This window comes from Algoriphagus sp. NF (assembly GCF_028823735.1).
GTDB lineage: Bacteria > Bacteroidota > Bacteroidia > Cytophagales > Cyclobacteriaceae > Algoriphagus > Algoriphagus marincola.
This window is the reverse complement of record NZ_JAPEIB010000042.1, coordinates 1-23,896: the sequence shown is the minus strand read 5'-3', so window position 1 is coordinate 23,896 and position 23,896 is coordinate 1. Positions and strand designations below refer to the sequence as shown.

Here is a 23,896-nt window from a genome sequence, read left to right as displayed (position 1 = left end):
AGGCTTTCTAAATCAATTTGAATGAATAAGAATCTATTTCTCGCCCTAATTGGTATTCTAATTGGATTTGGCTGCCAAACTTCTCAAGAAGAAAAAGCGATCCAACTCTCAGAGCTGAGCATATCGGAAATCCATGAAGCCTACCTTTCGGGAAACTATACTGCTGAGCAATTGACCAAAGCCTATTTGGAGAGAATAGACAGCTTGGATGAGCACATCAATTCCATCTCTGTGATTAATGTGGAAGCTTTGAATCAGGCAAAGGCCTTGGATCAAGAGCTGAAAAATACCGGGAAGCTGCGGCCGCTTCATGGGATTCCTCTTATCGTCAAAGACAATATCAATACGAGAGGGCTTCCAACCACAGCAGGTTCACTTGCTCTTAAGGATTTTATCCCTGAGGAAGATGCCCCCATTATTACGAAACTGGTCGATGCTGGAGCCATCATTTTGGCAAAATCAAATATGGCCGAATGGGCATTCTCGCCTATGCATTCAGAAAGCTCCACCTTTGGCACAACCCGAAACCCCTACAATCTGGACCATGTCCCCGCAGGATCAAGTGGCGGAACGGGAGCAGCTGTAGCGGCAAATTTTGGAACAGTAGGTCTTGGAACTGATACCGGAAATTCCATCAGAGGTCCTTCCTCTCATAATGCTTTGGTAGGTTTCCGCACCACTTTGGGCTTAATTTCAAGAGCTGGCATCGTACCTCTTTACCTTCGGAATGATGTAGTCGGGCCCATGTGCCGCACGGTAGAAGACGCGACCCGAGTTATGGAAGTCATGGTAGGGATCGATCCAAAAGATCCCCTGACTGAGTATTCCAAGGGAAAAACTGAGGTAGATTATCAACAGTTTTTGGTGAAGAAAGGACTTGAAAATGCCCGAATCGGAGTGCTACGAGAGCTAGCTGAAGACATGGATTCAGAAATCTCAGGATTATTTGAAAAGGCCATACTTGATCTAGAAAGCCTTGGCGCCGAAGTGATTGACCCTGTGGTCATTCCTAACTTTTCTGAGCTCAGACAGAACCAATGGTGCGCGACTTTCAAAACAGACGTGGAAGCTTTTTTATCAGAATATGTGAAAAATGACAGTATTCAGGCTTTGGAAGACATCATTCGTGTTGGTTCCAATTCACAGTTTGCCATGGACCGATTAGAAATGATGGCAGGGAATTCCGGAAGATGGGGACTGGAAGCAGAGGATTGTGGAAATGCCTATGAAGACCCACGAAGAATCGCTTTTCGGGAAGCAATTGAATCGGTCATGGATTCCCTTCAGTTGGACGCTATAGTCTACCCCTCTTGGAATTATCCAGCAGCAAGAATCGAGCATTTCCAAGAGGAATATCGGGGAGATAACAGTCAGATCATTTCACCCCATACCGGGCAACCTGCATTCACTGTTCCAATGGGCTTTACCAACAATAATCTTCCGGCAGGGCTTCAATTTTTGGGAAGAATGTATTCCGAGCCTACACTGATCAGACTGACCTATGCCTACGAACAGAGTACAATGCATAGAAAGCCTCCCAAAATATCGGAGCCCAGAAAAGAATAAATAAGTTTTTTCAATTAAATTGAGTCAAATTGAAAATACATGAACCCAATATCTGATTTAGCCTATCTGCTTTATAGCAACTCAAGACTGTTGATCCAAAAAATCCAATTGAGCCTGGATGAAGTTGGGCTTACCTACACCCAATACTTAACCTTGGCCGTACTTTGGGAACAAGACGGACAATATGTAAATCAAATTGGTAAAAAATTAGAATTGGATTCAGGTACCTTGACTCCACTTTTGAAAAAACTAGAGGCCCAAAACTACCTTAGACGAATTCGAAGTGAAGAGGACGAGCGAAAAGTAAAAGTAGAGCTAACCTACCCAGGAAAAACTTTACAAGGAAAAGTAGAAGAACTGTTGAAAGTCTTTTCTGAAGAAATTGAATTGATAAGTGATCCTCAATTGGAAAAATTGAACAGTTCATTATCCGGAATGTTATCAAAATTAAAATCACTTGATTAATCACATATGGAAAAACTAAACATTGATTACACTGCAGTCGCCATCAATACCGGAGGAAGAAAGGGTCATGTCCGAACCGATGATGGAAAATTAGATTTTGATGTATCCATGCCAAAGGAAATCGGTGGAGATGGAGAAAAAACCAATCCCGAGCAGTTTTTTGCTGCCGCATACGCATCTTGCTTTGGCGGTGCTTTAGGAGCAGTAGCTGGAAAAACAAGCCTTAAGGACTCCGAGATCAAAGCTAAAGTACATTTAGGAAACTATGGTCCGGGAAGCTTCGGACTGGCGGTGGATATCGAGGTCAAAATCCCCCAAGCCGAATCTTTGGAACATGCTCAAAAATTGGTAGAGGCTGCCCACGAAGTATGCCCCTATTCAAAGGCTACAAGAGGAAATATTGAAGTAAATGTGAAAGCGGTAGAATAAAATCGCTGGATTCATTAATACAAAAAGCCCGCTGAAAATTAATTTCAGCGGGCTTTTCAATTTTATTATTATTCTTTCTTATTTTCCTCTTTCTCCGATAGAGATCATTGCACATCTGAAGCCAATATGATTGGTAGCAGAATCTTCATGCATAAATCTTCTAGTACCAGGAGCCAACCAATAAGTGACATCTCTCCAGCTTCCGCCTTTGTAGACTCTCATTTCGTCAGTAAGCATAGATACCTCGTAGTTTTCTTCTTCATCGCCATACCCATCTTTTCGAAGTGGGTTAAGGTCATCGGCATCTTGGTAAGTCAATGGACGGTAGACATCATACACCCACTCATTCATATTACCAGCCATGTGGTACAATCCGAAATCATTTGGAGCCATGTCATACACGTTGGTAGGTAGAATTTCACCGTCATTTCTTTGGTTACCCGAAATACCTCCGTAGTCACCTCGTCCTCTTTTAAAGTTAGCTAGGAAATCACCTTGCTTTCCTTTACGCTTCACATTGTAAGGATTACGAACGCCACGACCATCCCAAGGATAAATTCTTCCGTACTCTTGATTCTCATCAAGGTACTGAGTCCCGATCATCGCCTTGGCGGCATATTCCCATTCAGCCTCTGAAGGAAGACGGAAGTCAGCCATTGCTACTCCACGCTCGATCAATTGAGATTTGGTAAAGGTAGAATCGATTTCTCTTTCTTTTCTGATCAACTCCTGCACATAATCTGTTCTCCACTTGGAATATACATTTGCCTGAGTCCAAGAAACCCCAGCTACCGGATAAAAATTAAATCCTGGGAAGCGGAAGTAGTAGGACTGATACATGTCATTGAAGGAAAGAGCTCCACCCCATACATCTTCACGAGGCTCCAATTTCTGCATTGAGTCTGCACTGACCTTGCTCTTCATATCGAAAAGAAACTCACGGTAATCATTATTCGTGATTTCTGTTTCATCCAAATAAAAGTTTGCCACAGTAACGGTTCGCTCCAAGTTGTCGCGGAAGGCCATGACATCTTCTTCTTGAGAGCCTAGTACTGCCCGACCTCCTTGAATGAATTTCAAGTTTGGCCCAGGGATTTGCTCAGCATTTTTTGCTACAAAGAACTGAGTAGTATCATTTTCATCAAATGAAAACTCAGCGCCTGTGGTAGCACTTTTTTTACCGGGCTTATTTGCCGTACGACGACCATAGCCAGGAGTTTTGTTGCAAGAAGATAAGACTGATCCTCCTACAATTAAGAAGGCTGCAGCCCACAATCCCCAAGGTTTTTTAGTCAAATGCATATAAATAGAAATTTAAATCAATTTTAGGGTGCTAATATAGTCCCCTTTCCAAGGACTTCCAATCTTTCAAATCCGTACAAAGTCTTCGAATTAAGGCCTTTGCGTCTAATCGGAGCTGAAACGACAAATTTTGGGTGCGAAAGTGCAATATTTATGCCAGTTAAATTTTTGTAAAATTAGCTTTCTAGCATCTCTTTTAGCCACTTTTGACCCTTCGAAATGCTCGAAACATCCGAAATGGTAAGTATCAAACGGTTTTTATATTCTTTTATTTTAAAGTATTTAGAATTAGACTGAGCAAATTGCATGATTTTCAAGAAGGTAGGTGAAGAGTAGAAATCCCCTCTATCAGATGGAAGCAAATGGCATTTCATCTGCCCATTTTTCATCACAAGCTTCTCTATTCCCAACTTTTCCGCTTTCCATCGTAATCGGACGGTTTCCATCAAATCATTCACCACATCCGGAACAGGACCAAAGCGGTCATGCAGCATTTGGGAAAATTGGGCCAGCTCTTCCTCGTTCTTGATCGAATCTAGCTTGGAATACAGACTCAAACGCTCGCTGATATTGGCTACATACTCTTCAGGTATAAGGAGCTCCAAGTCTGTTTCAACCGTACAGTCCTGAACCAGCACTTTGACCTTTTCTTTCAAATCCACTTCAAATAGGGCAGCAAACTCATTTTCCTTCAACTCCTGTACAGCCTCATCCAGGATTTTGTGATACATCTCAAAGCCCAGATCCGTGATAAATCCACTTTGCTCGGCACCGAGAAGGTTTCCGGCCCCGCGAATATCCAAGTCACGCATCGCCACCTTGAAGCCATCCCCTAAATCTGAAAACTCTTCCAATGTCTGAAGCCGCTTTCTGGATTCCGGAGTCAAACCTGACATCGGCGTTGTCAGCAAGTAGCAAAAGGCCTTTTTATTGCTTCTTCCTACCCTTCCGCGCATTTGATGCAGATCACTCAGTCCAAACATGTGGGCTCGGTTGATGATGATGGTATTGGCATTGGGGATATCCAAGCCGGACTCAATAATATTGGTGGAGATCAGCACATCGTACTCATGATCGATAAAGTCAACCATGATTTTCTCCAGCTTTTTGCCATCCATCTGACCATGAGCTCCCACCACTCTCGCATCAGGAACCAGCTTTTTGATCAAATTGGCGATGGAGTCAATCTCCCCAACCCGATTATGCACAAAAAAGACCTGGCCTCCTCTTCGCAACTCATAGGCCACCGCATCTCGGATGATTTCCTCCTGAAATGAATGAACCTCGGTCGTCACCGGCTGCCTGTTTGGCGGCGGCGTAGAAATCACCGATAAGTCCCTCGCCCCCATCAGAGAAAAATGCAAGGTTCTTGGGATGGGAGTGGCTGTCAATGTCAACACATCGACATTTACTCGGAGGTTTTTCAGCTGGTCTTTCACCCGCACCCCAAACTTCTGCTCCTCATCAATGATGAGTAATCCCAAATCCTTGAAAACCAAATTCTTATTGACAATTTTATGCGTGCCGATAAGAATGTCAATTTTCCCTGATTTGACTTCCTCTATGACTATTTTGGTCTCCTTGGCAGTACGGAAGCGGTTGATGTAATCTACCGTCACCGGAAAACCCGAAAGCCGATCTTTGAAGGTATGAAAATGCTGCATGGCCAAAATCGTGGTAGGCACGAGCACGGCTACCTGCTTCCCATCATTCACAGCCTTAAATGCAGCGCGGATCGCCACCTCAGTTTTACCAAAACCTACATCCCCGCAGACTAAGCGGTCCATGGGATAGCTTTTCTCCATATCGGTCTTGACATCCGCGGTAGCCAAAGCCTGATCTGGGGTATCTTCATAGATAAAGCTACTCTCCAACTCCACCTGCATCACGGCATCTCTCGAAAAGGCAAATCCAGGCGCTGATCGCCTTTTGGCATACAGGGCAATTAAGTCCTTGGCAATATCCTTAACTTGCTTTTTGGCACGTTTCTTCTTGTTTTCCCATTCCGGCGAACCGAGCTTGGACATGGAAGGAGCCTGTCCCTCCTGACCTGAATACTTCGAAATCTTATGCAGGGAGTGAATATTCACATAAAGCAGATCATCATCCCGGAAAACCAGTCGAACTGCCTCCTGCATTTTGCCTCCTACCTCTACTTTTTCCAAACCGGCAAATCGCCCTACTCCATAATCCACGTGGACCACATAATCCCCGGGGTGAAGTGCTTTCAATTCTTTTAAGGTAAGTGCCTTTGACTTGCTGGCTTTTTTGCGTGAGCGGTATCGGTGAAATCTCTCAAAAAGCTGATGATCGGTGTAGCAAATCAGTTTGTTTTGACGGTCTTCAAATCCTTCCCGAAGGCCCAAAATCAAGGTTTGAACCTGAAGTGTAGGATCCAACTCGGCAAAAATCCCCATGAGTCGGTCGATTTGCTTAGAATTTTCACCGGTGATCAAATTGGTAAGGCCTTGCTTTTCATTTTCCGCCAGGGTCTCTACCAAAAGGTCAAAATTCTTATTAAATGAAGGCTGGGGCTTGGAGTCCCATGACAGTTTCTCGGAGTTTTTCAGATAAAATTGCTTCCCAAACTCGATCACTTTAAAGGTTTTGACCTGCTTGATAAAATCCTCCCCCTTTTCAAAAAGATCTTCAGGCTTCAGGACGGTCTTGGTCTGGTTGGTTTTGGCCAAAATTTGATCGAAAGCCATCTCCGCCCGGTGGAAGCATTCGGTCATTACATCTGCAGTTAGCTGATAGTCTTTGATCCAAAGGTTTGCCTTCTCAGGTAAAAAGCCCAAAAATGACTGTCGTACCTCTTGAAGCAATTTTGTCTGCGTATTCGGTATCAGGGACAATTGATCCACTGAGTCGATCGAGAGTTGAGATTCAGGATCAAAGGTTCGGATGCTTTCGATTTCCTTCCCAAAAAGCTCCAAGCGGTAAGGGTGCTCATTGGAGAATGAAAAGACATCCAAAATCCCTCCGCGAATTGCAAATTGCCCAGGCTCATAGACAAAGTCAGTCCGCTCAAAATCGTAGCTATGGAGCAATTCTGCCACAAATTCCATATCCACCTGTTCTCCTACTTTTGCCTGAAATGTATTCTCTTTGAGGGAGCGCTTGTTGATAACTTTTTCATAAAGCGCCTCTGGATAGGTGATGATGATTTCATCCTTTTCTTGCCCCTCCAAAACGCGACTCAAAATCTCTGATCGCAAAAGGACATTTGCGTTATCCACCTCCTCATACTGATAGGGTTTTTTGAAGCTGGAAGGGAAAATTGGAAAATCTTCTCTTCCCAAAAGATTCTGAAGATCTGTATTCAGGTAGGCGGCCTCCTCCTTGTCTTGGGCGATGATCAGGTGAAAGCCACCCAATCGCTGAAAGATGGTAGTAAATACCACCATATCCAGACTGCCAGACAGGCCTCTAAGTTGAAAATTAGCCTGCTCAGCATGGGCCAGCTTTTCACTAAACTGTCTCAAAAATGGATCTCCGTGATAAATCGAAAGGAAGGAGTCTCTATCCAAGGTGTAAGGGGATATTGGTTTGGGGACGCAAGTTAGCCGTTTTCATTTTTTTCGGCTCTCAAAAACGATATTTCATGAACCTAAGCCCGTTTAAATTGTTTTGCAAGCGATGAGTGTTACTTCTGACAATAAAACTTGGTTCCAGCGCATTGAAGACATGCATCCCTACGAGACACTCTTGTATCTGGGAATGTTTGGTAGCGGACTGATTTTCCTCTTCTTGACTGTTGCCTTTCTTTTTTCAGGTTTGGATCAATTGGGTGGAATGAACAAAAAGATCCCGGTCTCATTCCTGATTTCAACCTTTTTACTGGTCAGTAGCGGCTACACAGCTACAAGAATTCGAATTTATTTTCAGGAAGAAAATGCCGAAAAAGTAATCCGAGCCTTGGGAATCACTTTGCTTCTAGGTTTGCTTTTCACCGGCCTACAGATCACTGGTTGGAAGGAATTACAATCCATGGGCATAGATTTTCAAGGAATTCCTAGTGGGAGCTTTTTATATGTGCTATCGGGAATTCACATTTTTCACTTGTTGGGCGCTATGATTTTCGCTTTAATTCTATGGGCTCAACTCCGAAATCGGAAAAATGATGAGGTGAAGCGTCTCATTCTTTTCACCAATCCTTTCGAAAAAATGCGTCTTCGGCTTTTTACCGTTTACTGGCAATTTATGGACGGGATTTGGCTGATTTTATTTCTCTTATTCGCTGTTAGCCTATGAATCTCATCATTGAAACTCCCGTCAAACAAGACTATTTGAAAGTCAAAGAAGGCTTTGACGAAAAGCTATTCACCCGCCTGAGTCCCCCATTTCCACCAGTCAAATTGATCAAATTTGACGGTTCCAAAAAAGGGGATGTGGTTTCATTAGAACTGAATTTTTTACTCTTCAAGCAGAAGTGGACCAGCTTAATTACAGAAGATCAAACGAATGAAAAGGAATTCTTTTTCGTGGATGAGGGCACAGAATTACCTTTTTTCCTAAAAAAATGGACGCATAAACACCGAATCATCAAAAAAGGGAATCAAAGCATCATACGGGATGAGATCGAATACGAAGCTCCGTTTAAGATTATGACTTGGCTACTCTATCCGGCACTTTGGGGACAGTTTATGTATCGAAAACCGATCTATAAAAATATCTTTGCCTAGAGTTCGATGGCATTCAGGTTTTGACAGTTTTCAATCTGGCAATCGCCATACAGCACCAAAGAGTGTGAAGTGATACCTGATTGAAATTCCTTGCCGATGATCTCCTTAATCTCGTTGATCTTGGGGTCAGAAAATTCCCTGATTTTACGGCATTGATTGCACACATGATGATCATGATGCTTGTAAGTAAGTGCTTGTTCGTAGAGCGCTACCTTATCTTTAAACTGATGCTTAACAGCCAACCCGCTTTCGACAAGAAGATCCAAAGTATTATAAATAGTGGCTCGGCTAATGGTATAGCCCTTATTTCGCATTTTCAGGAAAAGTCCCTCCACATCGATATGCTCATCCTCGGGAAGGAGGTATAGCTCATCAATTACAGAAAATCGCTCCGGAGTCTTTCTGCTTCCCTGCTTACTCAAGAAATTTTCAAATATCTTCTTAGCTTTTTCTATCAGCGCTGTATCTGCCATCTTTTGGTAGGATCTAAAAATTAAAGATGCGGGTTTAGGTTTTTTTTGACAAATGTCTACTTGCGCTTTGACTTAATTTGGGTTCAGTCTAATTAAGGATTGAAAAGCCGAACAAAGCACGGGGGATTATTCGTTATTAGGTTGAAACCGATTAAAATTAAAATACTAACTTATAAAACCACCCGACCCAAGATAAATGAAAAGATTTCTCTTTCTGTTCATTTTGATTTATTCCATTGCCTGGGAAGCGCAGTCGCAGATTCCTGGTTTTTTCATGAAAGAGGACAAAAGACGGGTGATTTTACCTTTTTACGCTTCCAATAGCCTGATCATCGTACCCGTCTCCATCAATGGGGCCTATCCCGTGAATTTCCTCATTGACACAGGGGTACGGTCCAATATTTTGTTCAGTAAAGACCTTGGAGATGCGATGGGACTGAAATACACGCGGCGACTGAATCTGATGGGCGCAGATGGGTCCGAGCAAATAATGGCCCAGGTCTCCCCAGTCAATTATTTGGATTTGGGGCCCATCGAAGGAATAGCACAAAGTCTATTGGTGTTGGAAGAGGATTTTTTGGAATTGGAATCCGTGGTGGGGGTACCGATTTATGGGATTATTGGCTATGAATTTTTCAAATTCAATCCCGTCAAAATAAACTACGACGATGAGCGGATTGAATTTTTTCGAGAAGGAGCAATGAAATGGCGTCCGCCTTTTTACACCAAAAAAGAGCTAAGTATCCAATCCAGCAAGCCATACATCAGTGCCAAGGTCAAGCAGCGAAATGGAGAGGTCCTTGATGCCAAACTGCTGATCGATACCGGTGCAAATCATGGCCTTTTACTCAATCAGGAGACATCGGAAAAAATCGAGATTCCAGATCTCAATCTAGAAACGGAGCTGGGACAAAGCCTGGGAGGTACACTCTATGGAAATATCGCACGAGTAGATTGGGTAAAGATCAACCATCTTACTCAGCGTGATGTCATGACTTCATATCCTGAAGAAACGGCCTTCAGCTACATCATTCAGGAATCCGGAAGATTGGGAAGTCTGGGCTCAGAAATCCTTGGGAGAATGCGAATCATTTTAGACTATCCTAGAGAGCGGGCATTATTCAAGAAAGGGGACACATTTTATGTACCCTACGAATACGACATGAGCGGACTGACTGTCAAGAAAGTGCCTACGGACAAAAAGCGCTTCTACATCGGTACGGTAAGAAAAGGCTCTCCGGCTGAGGAAGCGGGGATTTTACCTTTCGATGAAGTGCTGAGCATCAATAAAATCCCTGTGATCATCTGGGAACTTGCAGAAGTCGTGAAGCTTCTTCGCGAGGAAGAGGGAAAGGTGATTGAATTTGAAGTGAGGAGATATTTCGACGATACGCTAACCAATTATGAAGATTTCACGTATCGCATTGAGCTTAGAAAACAAATTTAAGTGATTTTCGAAGGTGAAAATTTTGGTTACTTTTGGAAATAAAACCTAGCAATTTCAAAACTTAATGATACTATGAAATCGAGCATGTCGAAAGCGGCACACGCTGGGATGATTGTAAGGCACGCGAGATTCCATGTGGCAACTGAAAAACAAATTATAAACACATGAAAAAACTATTAATCCCGATTGCGATTCTGGGTGTTTTGGGAATTTTTATCTATACCAAAGCAGTCGGAACCTATAACAGTTTCGTGACTACTGAAGAACAAGTCAACGGACAATGGGCTGAAGTAGAAACCCAATACCAGCGACGTGCTGACCTGATTCCAAACTTGGTCAATACGGTCAAAGGTTATGCAGACTTTGAGCAAGAAACCCTAACGGGTGTCATTGAGGCACGCGCCAAAGCAACTTCCATCAATGTGGATGCAAATAATCTAAGCCCTGAAAATCTTCAGCAATTTCAACAAGCTCAAGATCAACTTTCCGGTGCTCTCAGCCGACTTTTGGTGACTGTGGAGCGCTATCCAGATCTGAAAGCCAACCAAAACTTCCTAGAGCTACAGGCGCAATTGGAAGGTACTGAAAACCGGATCGCTGTAGCCCGAAGAAACTTCAACCAAGAGGTGGTTGCCTACAATCAAAACTTGCGGGTATTCCCCAACAATATCTTTGCGGGCTGGTACGGATTTGAGACCAAAGGGACTTTCCAGGCTTCCGAAGGAGCTGAAAATGCACCTAGCGTCCAATTTTAAGATTTAGGAATGCCAGAAAAACTCTTTTCAGCAGAAGATCGCAAAACTATCATAGCGGCCATCCAAGAGGCAGAAAACAACACCTCCGGTGAAATACAGGTCCATATTGAAAACCATTGCCGAATAGATGTCCTAGATCGGGCAGCGGAGGTATTTGAGACTTTGAAAATGCACCAAACCAAAGAGCGGAATGGGGTGCTTTTCTACTTGGCTGTATTGGATCATAAATTTGCCATTCTTGGTGATGGTGGAATCAATGCTGTTGTCCCTGATGACTTTTGGGAAAAGATCAAAGACCACATGGCTGCACTCTTTCGAGAGCAAAAATTTACCCAAGGACTGATCGACGGCATATTGATGGCCGGAAAAGAACTGGCTGCACACTTCCCCCACCAAGGGGATGATGACGAAAACGAACTACCGGATGAAATTTCTTTTGGCTCCTAAGAGCCTCCCCATATTTATTTTATTTCTTCTCATTCCAGGCTTTTTGATCGGGCAGGATTTCCCTCCTGCTCCCAATCCTCCTCGTTTGGTCAATGATTTTACACAAACACTCAGCAGCGCTGAAGTAGCGCAGTTGGAGCGTAAACTAGTCGCTTACAACGACAGCACCTCATCTCAGATTGCCATAGTCATGATCCGCTCTGTGGGTCCTTACGATATTTCCGATTATGCTTTTCAACTTGGCGATCAATGGGGAATCGGAGGAGCTGAAAATGACAACGGACTGTTGATTTTGGCGGCGATGGATGACCGGAAAGTCTTTATCGCTACCGGATATGGGCTTGAAGGGGCAGTTCCTGATGCCTTGGCAAAACGGATCGTCAGCAACCTGATTATCCCTAACTTCAAGATGGAGAACTACTTTGCCGGGCTGGATCAGGCCACGGATATGATCTTCAAATTGGCTTCCGGAGAATACGAGGCAGAGCAAGTGATGGATAACGGCAATGAAGGAGGAGGAATATTCGTTCTGCTTTTCTTTATCATCATTTTTGTAATCATCCCATTGATCCGAAACCGTCGCGACAATGACAATCACATGGGCGGACGTGGTGGAGGCGTAGACCTCTGGACGACCATCATGCTGGCCAATCTGCTAAAAGGCAGCGGAGACGGAAAATTCGGTGACTTCTCTAAAGGAGGAGGAGGATTTGGCGGCTTCGGTGGTGGCGGAGGCGGAGGCTTCGGCGGATTTGGCGGAGGAAGCTTTGGTGGCGGCGGTGCCGGTGGAAGTTGGTGAGGTGAGTAGGGAGTAGGGAGTTGGAAGAGGGAAGAAGGAAGGGGGAAGTTGGAAGAGGGAAGTGGAAAGGTTGAGGGGATGATTGGAAAATTGAAAAATTGAAAAATTGGAAAATTGGCGCTATCGATAGGAGAAATGCTTTGGTTTTAGGTTGGAAGGTTGAAAGGTAATTGAGTACAAAGCTCTATTTTCCACTTCAAGATTTACTTTGCTGCCCGTATTTCGTATTCCGTATCTCGAAAATCTTTGGCCTATCTTCATCATTCGATATTCAGCGTTCATCATTCGATATTTAAAAAATATTAACTCAGAGCCCTCGCAAAGACGGTCACTTCATAAATCAGGTGGAAAGGTTGAGGGGATGATTGGAAAATTAAAAAATTGGAAAATTGGCGCTATCGATAGGAGAAATGCTTTGGTTTTAGGTTGGAAGGTTGAAAGGTGATTGAGTACAAAACTCTATTTTCCACTTCAAAATTTACTCTGCTGCCCGTATTTCGTATTGCGTACTTCTTAAAGCTCTTTCGCTCGTATTTCGTACTTCATAACTCATATTTCATAAATAGATAAATCTAAAATCCTTATGGCAAATCGAATCATCTTCACGGCTGAGGCGCCCGCTCCCATTGGTCCTTATTCACAGGCAGTTTTGGCAGGGAATACACTTTACGTCTCTGGCCAAATTCCCTTGGATGCTGAAAACGGCGAACTGATCAATGAAAATATTACCGAGGAAACTCACGCCGTCATGAAAAACCTAGAGGCTGTACTCCGGGCGGCAGGCTTTGGCTTTTCAGATGTAGTGAAGTGCAGCATTTTTATCAAATCCATGGATGATTTCGCTACAATCAATGATGCCTACGGACAATACTTCAAAACCAATCCACCCGCGCGGGAAACGGTAGAAGTCAGCAAACTGCCGAAAAATGTCAACGTAGAAATTTCCTGTATTGCGGTAAAGCACTGAATTTGTTAACCCTTGGCAATCGCTCTTCCCATTCCCCAAAAAATCAATTTGTGGATGGGAAGAACGATGTACCAGTATACTTTCCCCCATTTATTTTTTGGTAAAAAAGTAATCGTTTGCCGCAGTTGATCGGCATCTAGACTCCATTCGAGCAAGACTTTTCCCGGCAATTTCATTTCTGCCTCGAGCAGCAATCTTCCACTTTTCTCATCGACTTCCCGTACTCGCCAAAAGTCCAAGGGATCTCCAACCTCCAGTCTGTTTGGGTGAGGCCTGCCTTTACGAAAGCCCACTCCTCCAAACATCCCATCGATCAGCCCACGAAACTTCCAAAGCCCAGTCAAAAAATACCAGCCGGATTCCCCTCCGATCCGCCAAAGCTTGGCTTGAACTGCTTCCCGAGAGGCTTGGAACGGAAAGTGCATCACTTCTTGTATTTTATTACCACTGTCCATTTTGACGGAATTTTGAAGAGAACCCTTAATTTTATAACCTAAGTTCTATCTGATAGTTAAGAAAGTATGAACCTCATTCCCTTTTTCAGCGAAACGCTTGTCAGTTCCTACTCCAAGGATGAGGTGATGGAGCATATTTCGAAAAAGACTTTGGAGGTCAATTTTTTGGACAAGAGCAATTACCTAAAACCAAAGCACATCGCTTTCAATGGAATCGTGGGGAAAAACACCTTCCGCATCTCCAAGGTAATTCAACGAAGCAATACTTTCCTTCCGCTCATTCTTGGAGAGGTCGAAGATACACCTCGTGGATCCATCCTCTTTCTTCGATACAAGCTATTCCCAGGAGCCCTCTTTTTTGTCCTGTTTTGGAGCTTCATTCTGATTGGATTTTCAGCCTATTATTTTGGACTGGAGACCAACGTCCTGAATGGAAGCATTTGTTTGGGGCTGGCGGGTTTGAATTATGCTTTGGCTTTATTTTTCTTTCACCGGCAGGTAAGAAACTCGCGTGAAGATTTTCACGAATTAATCAACCTGCAAATCAAGGATTAAATCCACAAGCGGTAGGGAAAAAGCCCATTAGCGATTAATTTAGCAGCGTAAAATTCACAACACAATAAACCATAGATCATGAGCATCCGAATCGAGAAAGATACCATGGGCCCGGTAGAGGTTCCTGCAGATAAGTACTGGGGAGCGCAGACCCAACGGTCCATCAATAACTTCAAAATCGGCGGGGAGAAAAACCGCATGCCAATTGAAATTATCCGTGCTTTTGCCATCCTAAAAAAGGCTGCAGCCCAAACCAATGCTGAACTAGGTGTGTTGGCGCAGGATCGAGCAGATGCTATTTCTCAGGTATGTGATGAAATATTGGAAGGAAAACTCGATGATCAATTCCCGCTAGTCGTTTGGCAAACCGGATCGGGCACCCAATCCAACATGAACTCGAATGAGGTGATCGCCTACCGTGCACATGTACTGCTCGGCGGTTCGCTGGAGGATGAAAAGAAAAAAATCCATCCAAACGACGATGTAAACAAGTCGCAGTCATCCAATGATACCTATCCAACGGCCATGCACATCGCTGCTTACAAGATGGTCGTGGAAACCACCATTCCAGGGGTACAAAAGCTTCGCGATACCCTGGATGCAAAAGCCAAGGCATTTAAGGATGTGGTAAAAATCGGTCGTACCCACTTCATGGATGCTACTCCACTTACATTGGGACAGGAGTTCAGCGGATATGTAGCCCAATTGGATCATGGATTGCGAGCTTTGAAAAATACGCTAAGCCATCTTTCTGAATTGGCATTGGGAGGAACTGCCGTAGGAACAGGACTGAATACGCCGAAAGGCTATGCAGAACTAGTTGCGAAGAAAATCGCTGAATTCTCCGGTCAGCCTTTTGTAACTGCTCCAAACAAATTTGAGGCTTTGGCCGCCCATGATGGTATGGTCGAAGCACATGGAGCACTTAAGCAATTGGCGGTATCCCTGATGAAAATCGCTAATGACATTCGTATGCTTTCCTCCGGCCCTAGATCAGGAATCGGTGAAATTTTGATTCCGGAAAATGAGCCTGGATCTTCCATCATGCCAGGAAAAGTCAACCCAACGCAGGTAGAAGCGCTGACTATGGTGGCCGCTCAGGTAATGGGCAACGACGTAGCCATCTCCATCGGTGGATCCAATGGTCATTTCGAACTCAATGTATTCAAGCCAATGATCGCAGCTAATTTCCTTCAGTCAGCACGATTGATCGGAGATGCCTGCGTTTCCTTCAATGATAATTGTGCTATCGGAATCGAACCAAATACTCCGATGATTCAGCGTCACTTGGAAAATTCCTTGATGCTCGTAACCGCTTTGAATCCTCATATCGGCTATGAAAATGCCGCAGCCATTGCTAAAAAAGCCCACAAAGAAGGTACTAGCCTACGGGAAGCGGCTATTGCTTTAGGACTATTGACTTCCGAGCAGTTTGACGAGTGGGTGAAGCCTGAGGATATGATTGGTAGTTTGAAGTAGAAGGAAGTGGGAAGCGTGAAGTAGGAAGTGGAGAAGGGAAACCGTCATTCAAAACTTCGCTTGAAACTCCTAAATCCCCAATGAAGAGGAGTCCAATAAAGCCTTTCCATGACTGGAAGGGCTTTTTTCGTTCTCATTCCTCCAATCTACGCAGGGTCATCAACCTAAAATCAATAGCCTGATTTCCGGGAATTTGGGTGGCTTCCAGCGTAAGTGTTCCTTTGCCTTTTTCCAAATCAATGGTCCCAAGAGTGAATGGCCGGAAATCTTTCACATACGACTCTCCTCTGGGTACTCGGTCATATTCCATTCCTTCCAATGGCGGATCGTGAGGCAAATCCACAGGCACACTTAGGGATGCATTTCCCAAACTTAAGCGCATCATGGGAGCCATATTTTCTTCAGCACAGGTATAGTAGATTTCCACCTCATATTTTCCTGCTTCCAACACCTCCACTTTCCAGGTGATTTTATCCTCAGTACTAGTCCAGTTGGTAAAAAATGAGTCATTGGGCCATCGATTGGATCGTTGGATATTGCCATGAGCTTGCCCATCACGGGCCGGAATTTGAGTGTTGGCAAAATCGGGATGTCCGACCGTAAAAGTACGGGTATCATTCTCCGGCAGCTCCACCAAGACCGAAGCGATCCAGTCTTTCTTTTTGGCGAGTAACTTATCCTTGATGGCCTCATAGGCTTCCGACACATCCACCTGCTGCCCGGGATCACTGGGAATATGATAGAGTCGATCTTCATGATCGAGGCGAAAGTCCTGACTCCGCACACTGGTTTGATTTCCCCAATGACTGACTAATAGCCTTTCGGGCCATTCTCCTTCTTCCTTCAGCAATAATGGTTTTAAGTTTTTCCCGTCTAGGGCTTTATTGGTTTCAAGCGGAATGCCTGCCAAATCAGCCAAGGTAGGTAAGAGATCTGGAGTAAAGGCAATCTGGGGAATAATGGTCCCTGCTTCGATTTGTCCTTTCCATTGGATGGCAAGCGGCGACCGTACCCCTCCCTCATCAGTGGACCCTTTCCTTCCACGCATCCCGCCATTCCAGCGCCAACCATTGGGTCCATTATCAGATAGGTAGAGGACAATGGTATTTTCCAGCATGCCTAAGTCCTCCAATTTTGTCATAAGCCTTCCCACATTCCAGTCAATATTCTCACACATCGCATAGGCAGCACGAGTAAAATCCATATCCTGCATTTCGGGATCTTGATACATACTATCGAGTGCCTTATTTTCATATTTACTCCACCATTCATCTGGGACTTGCATGGGGCTGTGAGGGGTATTGTAGGGCAGGTAAAGGAAAAAAGGTTGATCCTTATTGGCTTCGATAAATGACAGGCCCTTTTCTGTCAAATCATCCACCAAAAAGCCTTCTCCTTCTACAATTTCATTATTTCTTTCCAGCATGGGGCTGAAATAATCCCCCCAATGACCCGAGCAAAAACCGTAAAAATCATCAAAACCCCTAGCGTTGGGATGGTAGGGTGGCTGCATCCCATTGTGCCATTTGCCATAAGCTGCCGTCCGATACCCCGCTTGCTTGAAAACTTCAGCAATCGTAGTCTCATCCAGATCCAACCGCTCTCCACCTGAAGAAGTAGAGTAAACGCCTCCACGTACGGCATACCTGCCCGTAAGCAACTCTGCCCGGGTGGGCGAACAAACCGGGCTTACAAAAAACCGATCAAATCTCGCCCCATTACTTGTCAAGTGATCGATATTTGGGGTGTTGAGATCAGGGTTTCCATTGATCCCAAGATCCCCCCAGCCTTGGTCATCTGTCATTATCAGGATGATATTGGGCTTGGATCTTCCTTCGCTTTGATCAATCTCATCTGATTTACAAGATGCCAGGATCAGCGTAAAAAAAAGGACCGGAAATACTAATCTAAACCTCATTTCAATTTGTGATTATTCGACAAAAGCAAAAAGAGCCTTTCCGTTTTGGGAAAGGCCCTTCAACTAATTTCCTACAGTAGGTTTATTGTCCTTGTCCTAATGAATAGCCTCTGACGCCATCAAAAAGGTAAAGGTTTTCTGTTTTGATAGTATCTACCCCAACTTCCTCCGCTTTGGAGAGGACTTCCAAAATATCCTTTTTGGATGGAGTAGCACCTTCGACAGCACTGTATCGGCATCGCCAGTGATCGGTACAGAAAGTTTCCTCGAATCCCTGAGGCCATACCTTCACACCTCGGTTGGTGATCATGGATAGCTTCAAATTATCATTGTTCATTTTCTGTAGCTCCTCAGCAATTTTCTTTGGATCTGTACCTTCCCAATGCACAAAAACATCCACCCCAACCAGTTCCTTTTTGGCTCGTGGCGCTCTGACGTGACGGGGAATATTGATCAAACCGCTATTCTTCAATTCAACTTTCTTCAGGGTTTTGGGCACTTGGCCAAGATTGGCAATGACTGCCTCAGCAAACTCTTTGGTTCCCACCTTTTGAGTGCTGACACCCTCCTTGAAGATATCATAGGTATGAATCCCATCTTCCATGGTCTTCAACCAGGCATTTTGCACCTTCTCGGCAATCTCAGACTGACCGATATGCTGCAGCATCAAAATAGCTCCCTGCAAAAGACCGGATGGATTGGCTAGGTTTTGACCAGCTCTACGAGGGGCTGAACCGTGGATCGCTTCAAACATCGCATGATCATGACCGATATTGGAGGAACCTGCCAAACCCACCGAACCGGTAATCTGTGCTGCTACATCTGAAAGTACGTCCCCATATAGATTCGGCATCACGATCACATCAAAAGCCTCCGGCGTATCAGCCATTTTAGCTGCCCCGATATCAATGATCCAGTGCTCGTTTTCTATCTCAGGATACTTCGCAGCGATCTCGTCAAATACTTTGTGAAACAAACCATCGGTCTGCTTCATGATATTATCTTTGGTAAAGCAGGTGACCTTCTTGCGACCGTATTTTCGGGCATATTCAAAGGCATAAGTGACAATTTTTTCACAACCTGGACGGCTGATAAGCTTCAGACACTGCACCACCTCATCGGTCTGCTGATGCTCGATTCCAGCATAGAGATCCTCCTCATTTTCACGGATGATCACCAAATCCATATTTGGGTGCTTGGTGGAGATAAATGGGTGTAAACTCTTACAAGGTCTCACATTTGCAAAAAGTCCGAGCGTCTTTCGGGTAGTAACATTCAAACTCTTATAACCGCCTCCCTGAGGGGTGGTGATTGGCGCTTTCAGAAAAATCTTATTTCTACGAATAGTTTCCCAGGCCTCATCCGAGATACCTGCGGTATTTCCGGCTAGGTAAACCTTTTCCCCTACCTCAATTTCATCAATTTCAAGTTGGGCACCCGCTGCTTTGATAATCATCAGCGTGGCATCCATGATCTCAGGTCCAATACCATCGCCCTTGGCTACAGTTATTCTTGTCATAAGTCTTTGTTTTTTGTTACCAGCTATAAATTAGAAAATCAATATACTTGAAAATCTGCGATTTATTAAGTCCAATGGTCAAATTGTAAGGTGGGCAGATTTAAAATCCTAGGGAGATGGAAATACAATTGAAATATAGCTCGCAAGCTCATTGAAAAAGAAATACGGTGGAAATATAGCTCGCAAGCGAGCTGAAATAAATTGAAATATCCCAATTGAAAGGTAGACTCGTAAATCTTTTAGGTATAAAAAGTCAGGAGACTGCATTGATTGAAGCACAAGCCTACCACAGTTAGGTAAATCTACCAGAGGTAGGTAAATCATGAGACTTGCGCTGGTGGTGAGGGAGACCTTACGCCAAGAGAGGAGATATTATCCGATAGAAAGCGCTGAAAGTGCGAAATGTATCAGCCCAGTATGAGCGAAGAGGAACGATGAGCGAAATGCTGGGCAAAAAGATATACATAAACCAGTGCTGGCCCTTTTTCTTTGATTTGGAAACGGAAATAAGATGCCAGCAAGACGGAGACGATATAAAAAAGAAATACAGTGGAAATATAGCTCGCAAGCGAGCTGAATTAAATTGAAATATTTTCCCATTTAAACGCATAGAATGCCAATTGCCGTAGGCCTGCCTGATCGGACAGACAGGCATGACCGATCTTCCAAAAAATAGGCAGATTTCAAATGTCGCCTTCGAGAAAGCAGCAAAACCGAAATTTCTGGATTGAAAATCCAACGATATTGGATTCGAGATTGCAAATCTCGAATAGCGTCGACTTGCGCCAATCTAAATCTCGAATAGCGGCCTGATGGTGGCATAAAGTATTTTTCTATCATTTCAGACCAATTATTCATCTTTGAACCTTTATTTTGTACCAGGCATTTGATCAAGAGCCGGCAAAACTTTAGATGTCTTGCCTGAGCCTCAAAAGACCATGCATAAACCTGTAAAATGGAGATCCAATTCATCAATAGAGCCACCAAGGAACTGGTAACCGAAAGGCCACCCGGGGAGGACCTTCTGCGATTTCTTTATGGAAATCCCGTGGGGGAAGCGCTCGTCCTGCCCATTGCCAAGCGGAAGTTTATCTCGGACTGGTACGGTAAAAAAATGGACAGCCCCAGCTCGGTAAGCCGGATCGAACCTTTTGTTCGCTCGCTGAATATCGACATGAGCGAGTCCGAAAAGCAGATTGATGAATTCACCTCCTTCAATGATTTTTTCTACCGCAAACTCAAACCCGGTGCTCGCAAAATAGAAGAAGGGCTGGTTTCTCCAGGAGATGGAAAGCTTCTGGTTTTCGAAAAGGCATCCGAAGTGAATTCCTTTTTTGTCAAGGGAGAACGATTTACTCTAGAGCAGTTTTTGGAGGATGAAAAGTTGGCCGAGGAATACCAAGATGCGGCTATGGCCATTTTGCGCTTAGCACCAAATGATTACCATCGCTATCATTTTCCTTACCCAGGCATCCCTTCTCCTTGTCATGAAATCGGAAGGGATTATTACTCCGTCTCTCCGATCAGTTTGGAGAAAAAGTTTACCAAGGTATTCACCAAGAATAAACGGGAAATCTGCCGATTAAAAACTGCAGGAAAAGGCGAGATGCTGATCATCCCGGTAGGAGCGACTATGGTCGGGAGTTTAAACTCCACTTTTACGCCTGACTCACCCGTGCAAAAAGGCGAGGAAATGGGTTATTTCGCTTTTGGAGGTTCGACGATTGTGCTGCTTTTTGATTCAGGGAAGTTTACCTTCGATCAAGACCTGATCGAAAACACCCGAAATCATTTCGAAACCGCTGTCAGAATGGGTGAAAAAATCGCCAGTGAATAAATATTGGAAATACAGTGGAAATGTAGCCCGCAAGCGTATTGAAAAAGAAATACGGTAGAAATATGGCCCGCAGGCGGGCTGAAAGAAATAAATTGAAATATATTTCCTGAAAACACACAAAGTCGAGTCTACTTATCGAAAGAAATATCCCAGCCAGTAAGAGAAAACGAAACAAGCTGAGAAATACGGTAGAAATATAGCCCGCAGGCGGGCTGAAATAAATTGAAATATATTTCCTGAAAACACACAAAGTCGAGTCTACTTATCGAAAAAAATATCCCAGCCAGTAAGAGAAAACAAAACAAGCTGAGAAATACGGTAGAAATATAGCTCGCAAGCGAGCTGAAATAAATTGAAATATCCCAATTGAAAGGTAGACTCCTAACTTTTTTAGGTATAAAAAGTCAGTAGACTGCATTGATTGAAGCACAAGCCTACCAGAGGTAGGTAAACCTACCACAGTTAGGTAAATCTCCCAGAGGTAGGTAAATCATGAGACTTGCGCTAGTGGTGAGGGAGACCTTACGCCAAGAGAGGAGATATTATCCGATAGAAAGCGCTGAAAGTGCGAAATGTATCAGCCCAGTATGAGCGAAGAGGAACGATGAGCGAAATGCTGGGCAAAAAGATATACATAAACCAGCGCTGGCCCTTTTTCTTTGATTTGGAAACGGAAATAAGATGCCAGCAAGACGGAGACGAATTAAAAAAGAAATACGATGGAAATATAGCTCGCAAGCGAGCTGAAATAGAATGAAATATTTTCCCAATTAGACACATAGAATGCCAATTGCCGTAGGCCTGCCTGATCACACAGACAGGCATGACCGATCTTCCAAAAAATAGGCAGATTTCAAATGTCGCCTTCGAGAATGCAGCACAACCGAAATTCCCGGATTGAAAATCCTACGATATTGGATTCGAGATTACAAAACTCGAATAGCGCATCCTTTATAAATCCCTCAATTTTTCAAGATTCCTCTTAAAATCTCCCAATTTCCACCCCAAAAAATCAAAAATTACCCTGTTTATGGTATAGATTCTTAGTTTGAAATGCTTTTCTTTGAGAAGAGCGAAGGGGAGGGTTTTTCAAAGCTATCAGAATGGGATGGACCAGAAATTCCATTTTGGTAGCTAGAAGGTAAAAATATGTTTGTAGGCAAAAAGAAAAGAGCTCTCGAATGAGAGCTCTTGTAAATCTTAAACTTGATTACGTTCTCCGAAGAGAAGAGGCTTGATCAAGCATTACATTACAAAGATAACTTTTAATTTTTTAAAACAAAAGAGTGAGATACTCAAAGCTTGAATATTATCTATCACAACCAAGGCTCCAACGGTTCCTTCTTGCAACTGGAAATTCAAGGATAAAAGGACAAAAGTTGTACCGAGTAAATCTGCGAGTATCACAGGCTTTTTACCCGATACTTAATCTTTTTGAAATCTTTCTTAGAAACTCAGTTAATTATCACGTTTCAAATCATTTTTCCAATCCTAATTGGATTATTTCAGAGAAGACAGGATTTATGAGTAACGCTAGCTTAGCTCCTTCCCAATTCTTTTTGAAGAAGAGTATTCAGAAGGCAGAAAGGGCCATTAGAAGAAAGGGAAGTGTGGTGACTTCAGGAAAAGTAATTGCTGAACAGTCCTTTGGTTTTTGGACTAGTCTTCTTGACACCCATCACTTTAAACTAATTGGTGGATCACCTTTACAGGCCTTTCCACTGAAACCTGCCCACGCAAACAGAAGGGTGATAAATAAAAAGCTGAATAAAATCCGAGAATTTCGAAACAGAATCTATCATAATGAACCCATTTGTTTCAATGCCCATCGTGTTGACTTTTCAAACGCACACGACATTATAAATGAGATTTATGAATTACTTAGTTGGATTGATGATGACCTTACCGGATACATCGAATATTTTAATGGCATTCATTCAAAAATAGATTCTGCGAAAAGGCTTTAATTAAAAAGCTTTGCTCAAAAACTAGGGAGGTTAGACCTCTCCTTTGTCCTGCGTCTCCTGACACTGAACGTTTCCTCCGCTGTTCTGCGTCTCCAGACGCTGGACTTTCCCCTGTGAATACTGCATGGTTTAGCTTCAATCGTCCTTTATAAATCCCTCCATTTTCCAAGATTCCTCTTAAAACCTCCCAATTTTCTCCACAAAAAATCAAAAATTACCCTGTTTATGGTATAGATTCTTAGTTTGAAATGCTTTAATTGAGTATTGAAAAAAACAGAAATCAAATGAGTTACGATTATTCTGAGCTGCACGAAATAGACGAGTACACGGAATACACAAGAAGCTATGATACTAGGTATGTCGCAGAAATTAAACACTCTGGACTTGGAAGTTATCGTGTATTAAAAGATCTGGACGAATATATCCTGGCAAAAAAGGTCGAAGCCCAGTTTGTAAAATGGGATGAACAATGGCACAAAATCATTCTTCGCAATAAGGCACAAGAAGAAAAAGAGAATAATCAAAATCTAGCTGATGAAAGAACTAGAGAAGCTGAAGAACAACAAGAAGCAATCTCCAACATCTTGCTTGATACTCTAGAAATTGACGATACAGTAAACTGGGAAGTCCTAAAAGACTATAGAGAGTACAAGACTCCTAACCCTATGCGAGATTTATCCAAAGAACTTAGAAAGGTTAAATACCCTTCAGAACCTATTTTTCGCCAAAAAGCGGATATGCCTCGGCGTGAAAACTTTGGACCTTACCTATCATTCTTAGACAAATTAATTCCAGCCTTAAAGAAGAAAAAGGAAGAAAGTGCAGCGAATT

General features: G+C 43.5%; 21 protein-coding genes. 15 read left to right on the top strand and 6 right to left on the bottom strand.

The window, feature by feature from the left end; all coding sequences use genetic code 11:
• The first annotated feature begins 21 nt into the window (after positions 1-21).
• From OU792_RS16030 to OU792_RS16020, 3 genes are read left to right on the top strand one after another with little or no spacing between them, the layout of a single operon-like run.
• A complete protein-coding gene (locus OU792_RS16030; RefSeq protein WP_134203115.1) occupies positions 22-1,566 on the top strand; it encodes an amidase in 1,545 nt (514 codons plus the stop codon).
• Between the two features lie 39 nt (positions 1,567-1,605).
• Positions 1,606-2,031, top strand: a complete 426-nt coding sequence (locus OU792_RS16025; protein WP_035484451.1) for a MarR family winged helix-turn-helix transcriptional regulator — start codon at positions 1,606-1,608, stop codon at positions 2,029-2,031.
• Between the two features lie 6 nt (positions 2,032-2,037).
• Positions 2,038-2,460 (top strand): organic hydroperoxide resistance protein, encoded by a 423-nt coding sequence (locus OU792_RS16020; protein WP_026948069.1) that lies wholly within the window; start codon positions 2,038-2,040, stop codon positions 2,458-2,460.
• Positions 2,461-2,538: 78 nt separating this feature from the next.
• Here the strand turns inward: OU792_RS16020 and gldJ are convergent, their stop codons facing one another.
• A complete protein-coding gene (gldJ, locus tag OU792_RS16015) occupies positions 2,539-3,762 on the bottom strand; it encodes a gliding motility lipoprotein GldJ (RefSeq protein WP_134203114.1) in 1,224 nt (407 codons plus the stop codon).
• A gap of 176 nt (positions 3,763-3,938) precedes the next feature.
• Positions 3,939-7,292: a transcription-repair coupling factor gene (gene mfd / locus OU792_RS16010; protein WP_134203113.1), complete on the bottom strand. Its 3,354-nt coding sequence runs from the start codon at positions 7,290-7,292 to the stop codon at positions 3,939-3,941.
• A 109-nt stretch (positions 7,293-7,401) separates the two neighbouring features.
• Between mfd and OU792_RS16005 the strand changes: the two genes are divergently transcribed.
• Both OU792_RS16005 and OU792_RS16000 read left to right on the top strand, forming a co-directional pair.
• Complete coding sequence (locus OU792_RS16005; RefSeq protein ID WP_274670700.1) at positions 7,402-8,016, top strand: cytochrome c oxidase subunit 3; 615 nt, start codon at positions 7,402-7,404, stop codon at positions 8,014-8,016.
• Entirely contained in the window at positions 8,013-8,447 is a 435-nt protein-coding gene (locus tag OU792_RS16000) for an SRPBCC family protein (protein WP_274670699.1), read from the top strand. The genes OU792_RS16005 and OU792_RS16000 overlap by 4 nt, the downstream gene beginning before the upstream one ends.
• Here OU792_RS16000 and OU792_RS15995 read toward each other — a convergent pair.
• Positions 8,444-8,920, bottom strand: a complete 477-nt coding sequence (locus OU792_RS15995; RefSeq protein ID WP_026948074.1) for a Fur family transcriptional regulator — start codon at positions 8,918-8,920, stop codon at positions 8,444-8,446. The genes OU792_RS16000 and OU792_RS15995 overlap by 4 nt on opposite strands.
• 196 nt (positions 8,921-9,116) lie before the next feature.
• Here OU792_RS15995 and OU792_RS15990 point away from each other — a divergent pair, with 196 nt between their 5' ends.
• The 5 genes from OU792_RS15990 (at position 9,117) to OU792_RS15970 (ending at position 13,335) form a co-directional block, all read left to right on the top strand.
• Complete coding sequence (locus tag OU792_RS15990) at positions 9,117-10,367, top strand: aspartyl protease family protein (protein WP_134203111.1); 1,251 nt, start codon at positions 9,117-9,119, stop codon at positions 10,365-10,367.
• A gap of 164 nt (positions 10,368-10,531) precedes the next feature.
• Positions 10,532-11,122 (top strand): LemA family protein, encoded by a 591-nt coding sequence (locus OU792_RS15985; RefSeq protein ID WP_024284051.1) that lies wholly within the window; start codon positions 10,532-10,534, stop codon positions 11,120-11,122.
• Between the two features lie 9 nt (positions 11,123-11,131).
• Complete coding sequence (locus OU792_RS15980; protein ID WP_026948076.1) at positions 11,132-11,569, top strand: TPM domain-containing protein; 438 nt, start codon at positions 11,132-11,134, stop codon at positions 11,567-11,569.
• Positions 11,547-12,368, top strand: a complete 822-nt coding sequence (locus tag OU792_RS15975) for a TPM domain-containing protein (protein ID WP_274670698.1) — start codon at positions 11,547-11,549, stop codon at positions 12,366-12,368. Before OU792_RS15980 ends, OU792_RS15975 begins: the two co-directional genes overlap by 23 nt.
• A 583-nt stretch (positions 12,369-12,951) precedes the next feature.
• Positions 12,952-13,335, top strand: a complete 384-nt coding sequence (locus tag OU792_RS15970) for a RidA family protein (protein ID WP_134203110.1) — start codon at positions 12,952-12,954, stop codon at positions 13,333-13,335.
• Between the two features lie 5 nt (positions 13,336-13,340).
• Here the strand turns inward: OU792_RS15970 and OU792_RS15965 are convergent, their stop codons facing one another.
• On the bottom strand, positions 13,341-13,790 hold the full coding sequence (locus OU792_RS15965; protein ID WP_134203109.1) for a DUF2867 domain-containing protein: 450 nt from the start codon (positions 13,788-13,790) through the stop codon (positions 13,341-13,343).
• A gap of 66 nt (positions 13,791-13,856) precedes the next feature.
• On the opposite strand from OU792_RS15965, the gene OU792_RS15960 reads away from it, so the two are divergent.
• Together OU792_RS15960 and fumC are read left to right on the top strand one after the other, a co-directional pair.
• On the top strand, positions 13,857-14,345 hold the full coding sequence (locus OU792_RS15960; protein WP_051260934.1) for a hypothetical protein: 489 nt from the start codon (positions 13,857-13,859) through the stop codon (positions 14,343-14,345).
• Positions 14,346-14,423: 78 nt separating this feature from the next.
• Entirely contained in the window at positions 14,424-15,824 is a 1,401-nt protein-coding gene (gene fumC, locus OU792_RS15955; RefSeq protein ID WP_024284058.1) for a class II fumarate hydratase, read from the top strand.
• Between the two features lie 133 nt (positions 15,825-15,957).
• Here the strand turns inward: fumC and OU792_RS15950 are convergent, their stop codons facing one another.
• Positions 15,958-17,742, bottom strand: a complete 1,785-nt coding sequence (locus OU792_RS15950) for an arylsulfatase (protein WP_274670697.1) — start codon at positions 17,740-17,742, stop codon at positions 15,958-15,960.
• A gap of 82 nt (positions 17,743-17,824) precedes the next feature.
• On the bottom strand, positions 17,825-19,261 hold the full coding sequence (locus OU792_RS15945; protein ID WP_274670696.1) for an NADP-dependent isocitrate dehydrogenase: 1,437 nt from the start codon (positions 19,259-19,261) through the stop codon (positions 17,825-17,827).
• A gap of 955 nt (positions 19,262-20,216) precedes the next feature.
• Here OU792_RS15945 and asd point away from each other — a divergent pair.
• The 3 genes from asd to OU792_RS15930 all read left to right on the top strand — a co-directional run.
• Entirely contained in the window at positions 20,217-21,098 is an 882-nt protein-coding gene (gene asd, locus OU792_RS15940; protein ID WP_274670695.1) for an archaetidylserine decarboxylase, read from the top strand.
• A gap of 1,523 nt (positions 21,099-22,621) precedes the next feature.
• On the top strand, positions 22,622-23,065 hold the full coding sequence (locus OU792_RS15935) for a hypothetical protein (protein WP_274670694.1): 444 nt from the start codon (positions 22,622-22,624) through the stop codon (positions 23,063-23,065).
• A gap of 284 nt (positions 23,066-23,349) precedes the next feature.
• The coding region (locus OU792_RS15930) for a hypothetical protein (protein ID WP_274670693.1) at positions 23,350-23,896 on the top strand (547 nt) is incomplete at its 3' end.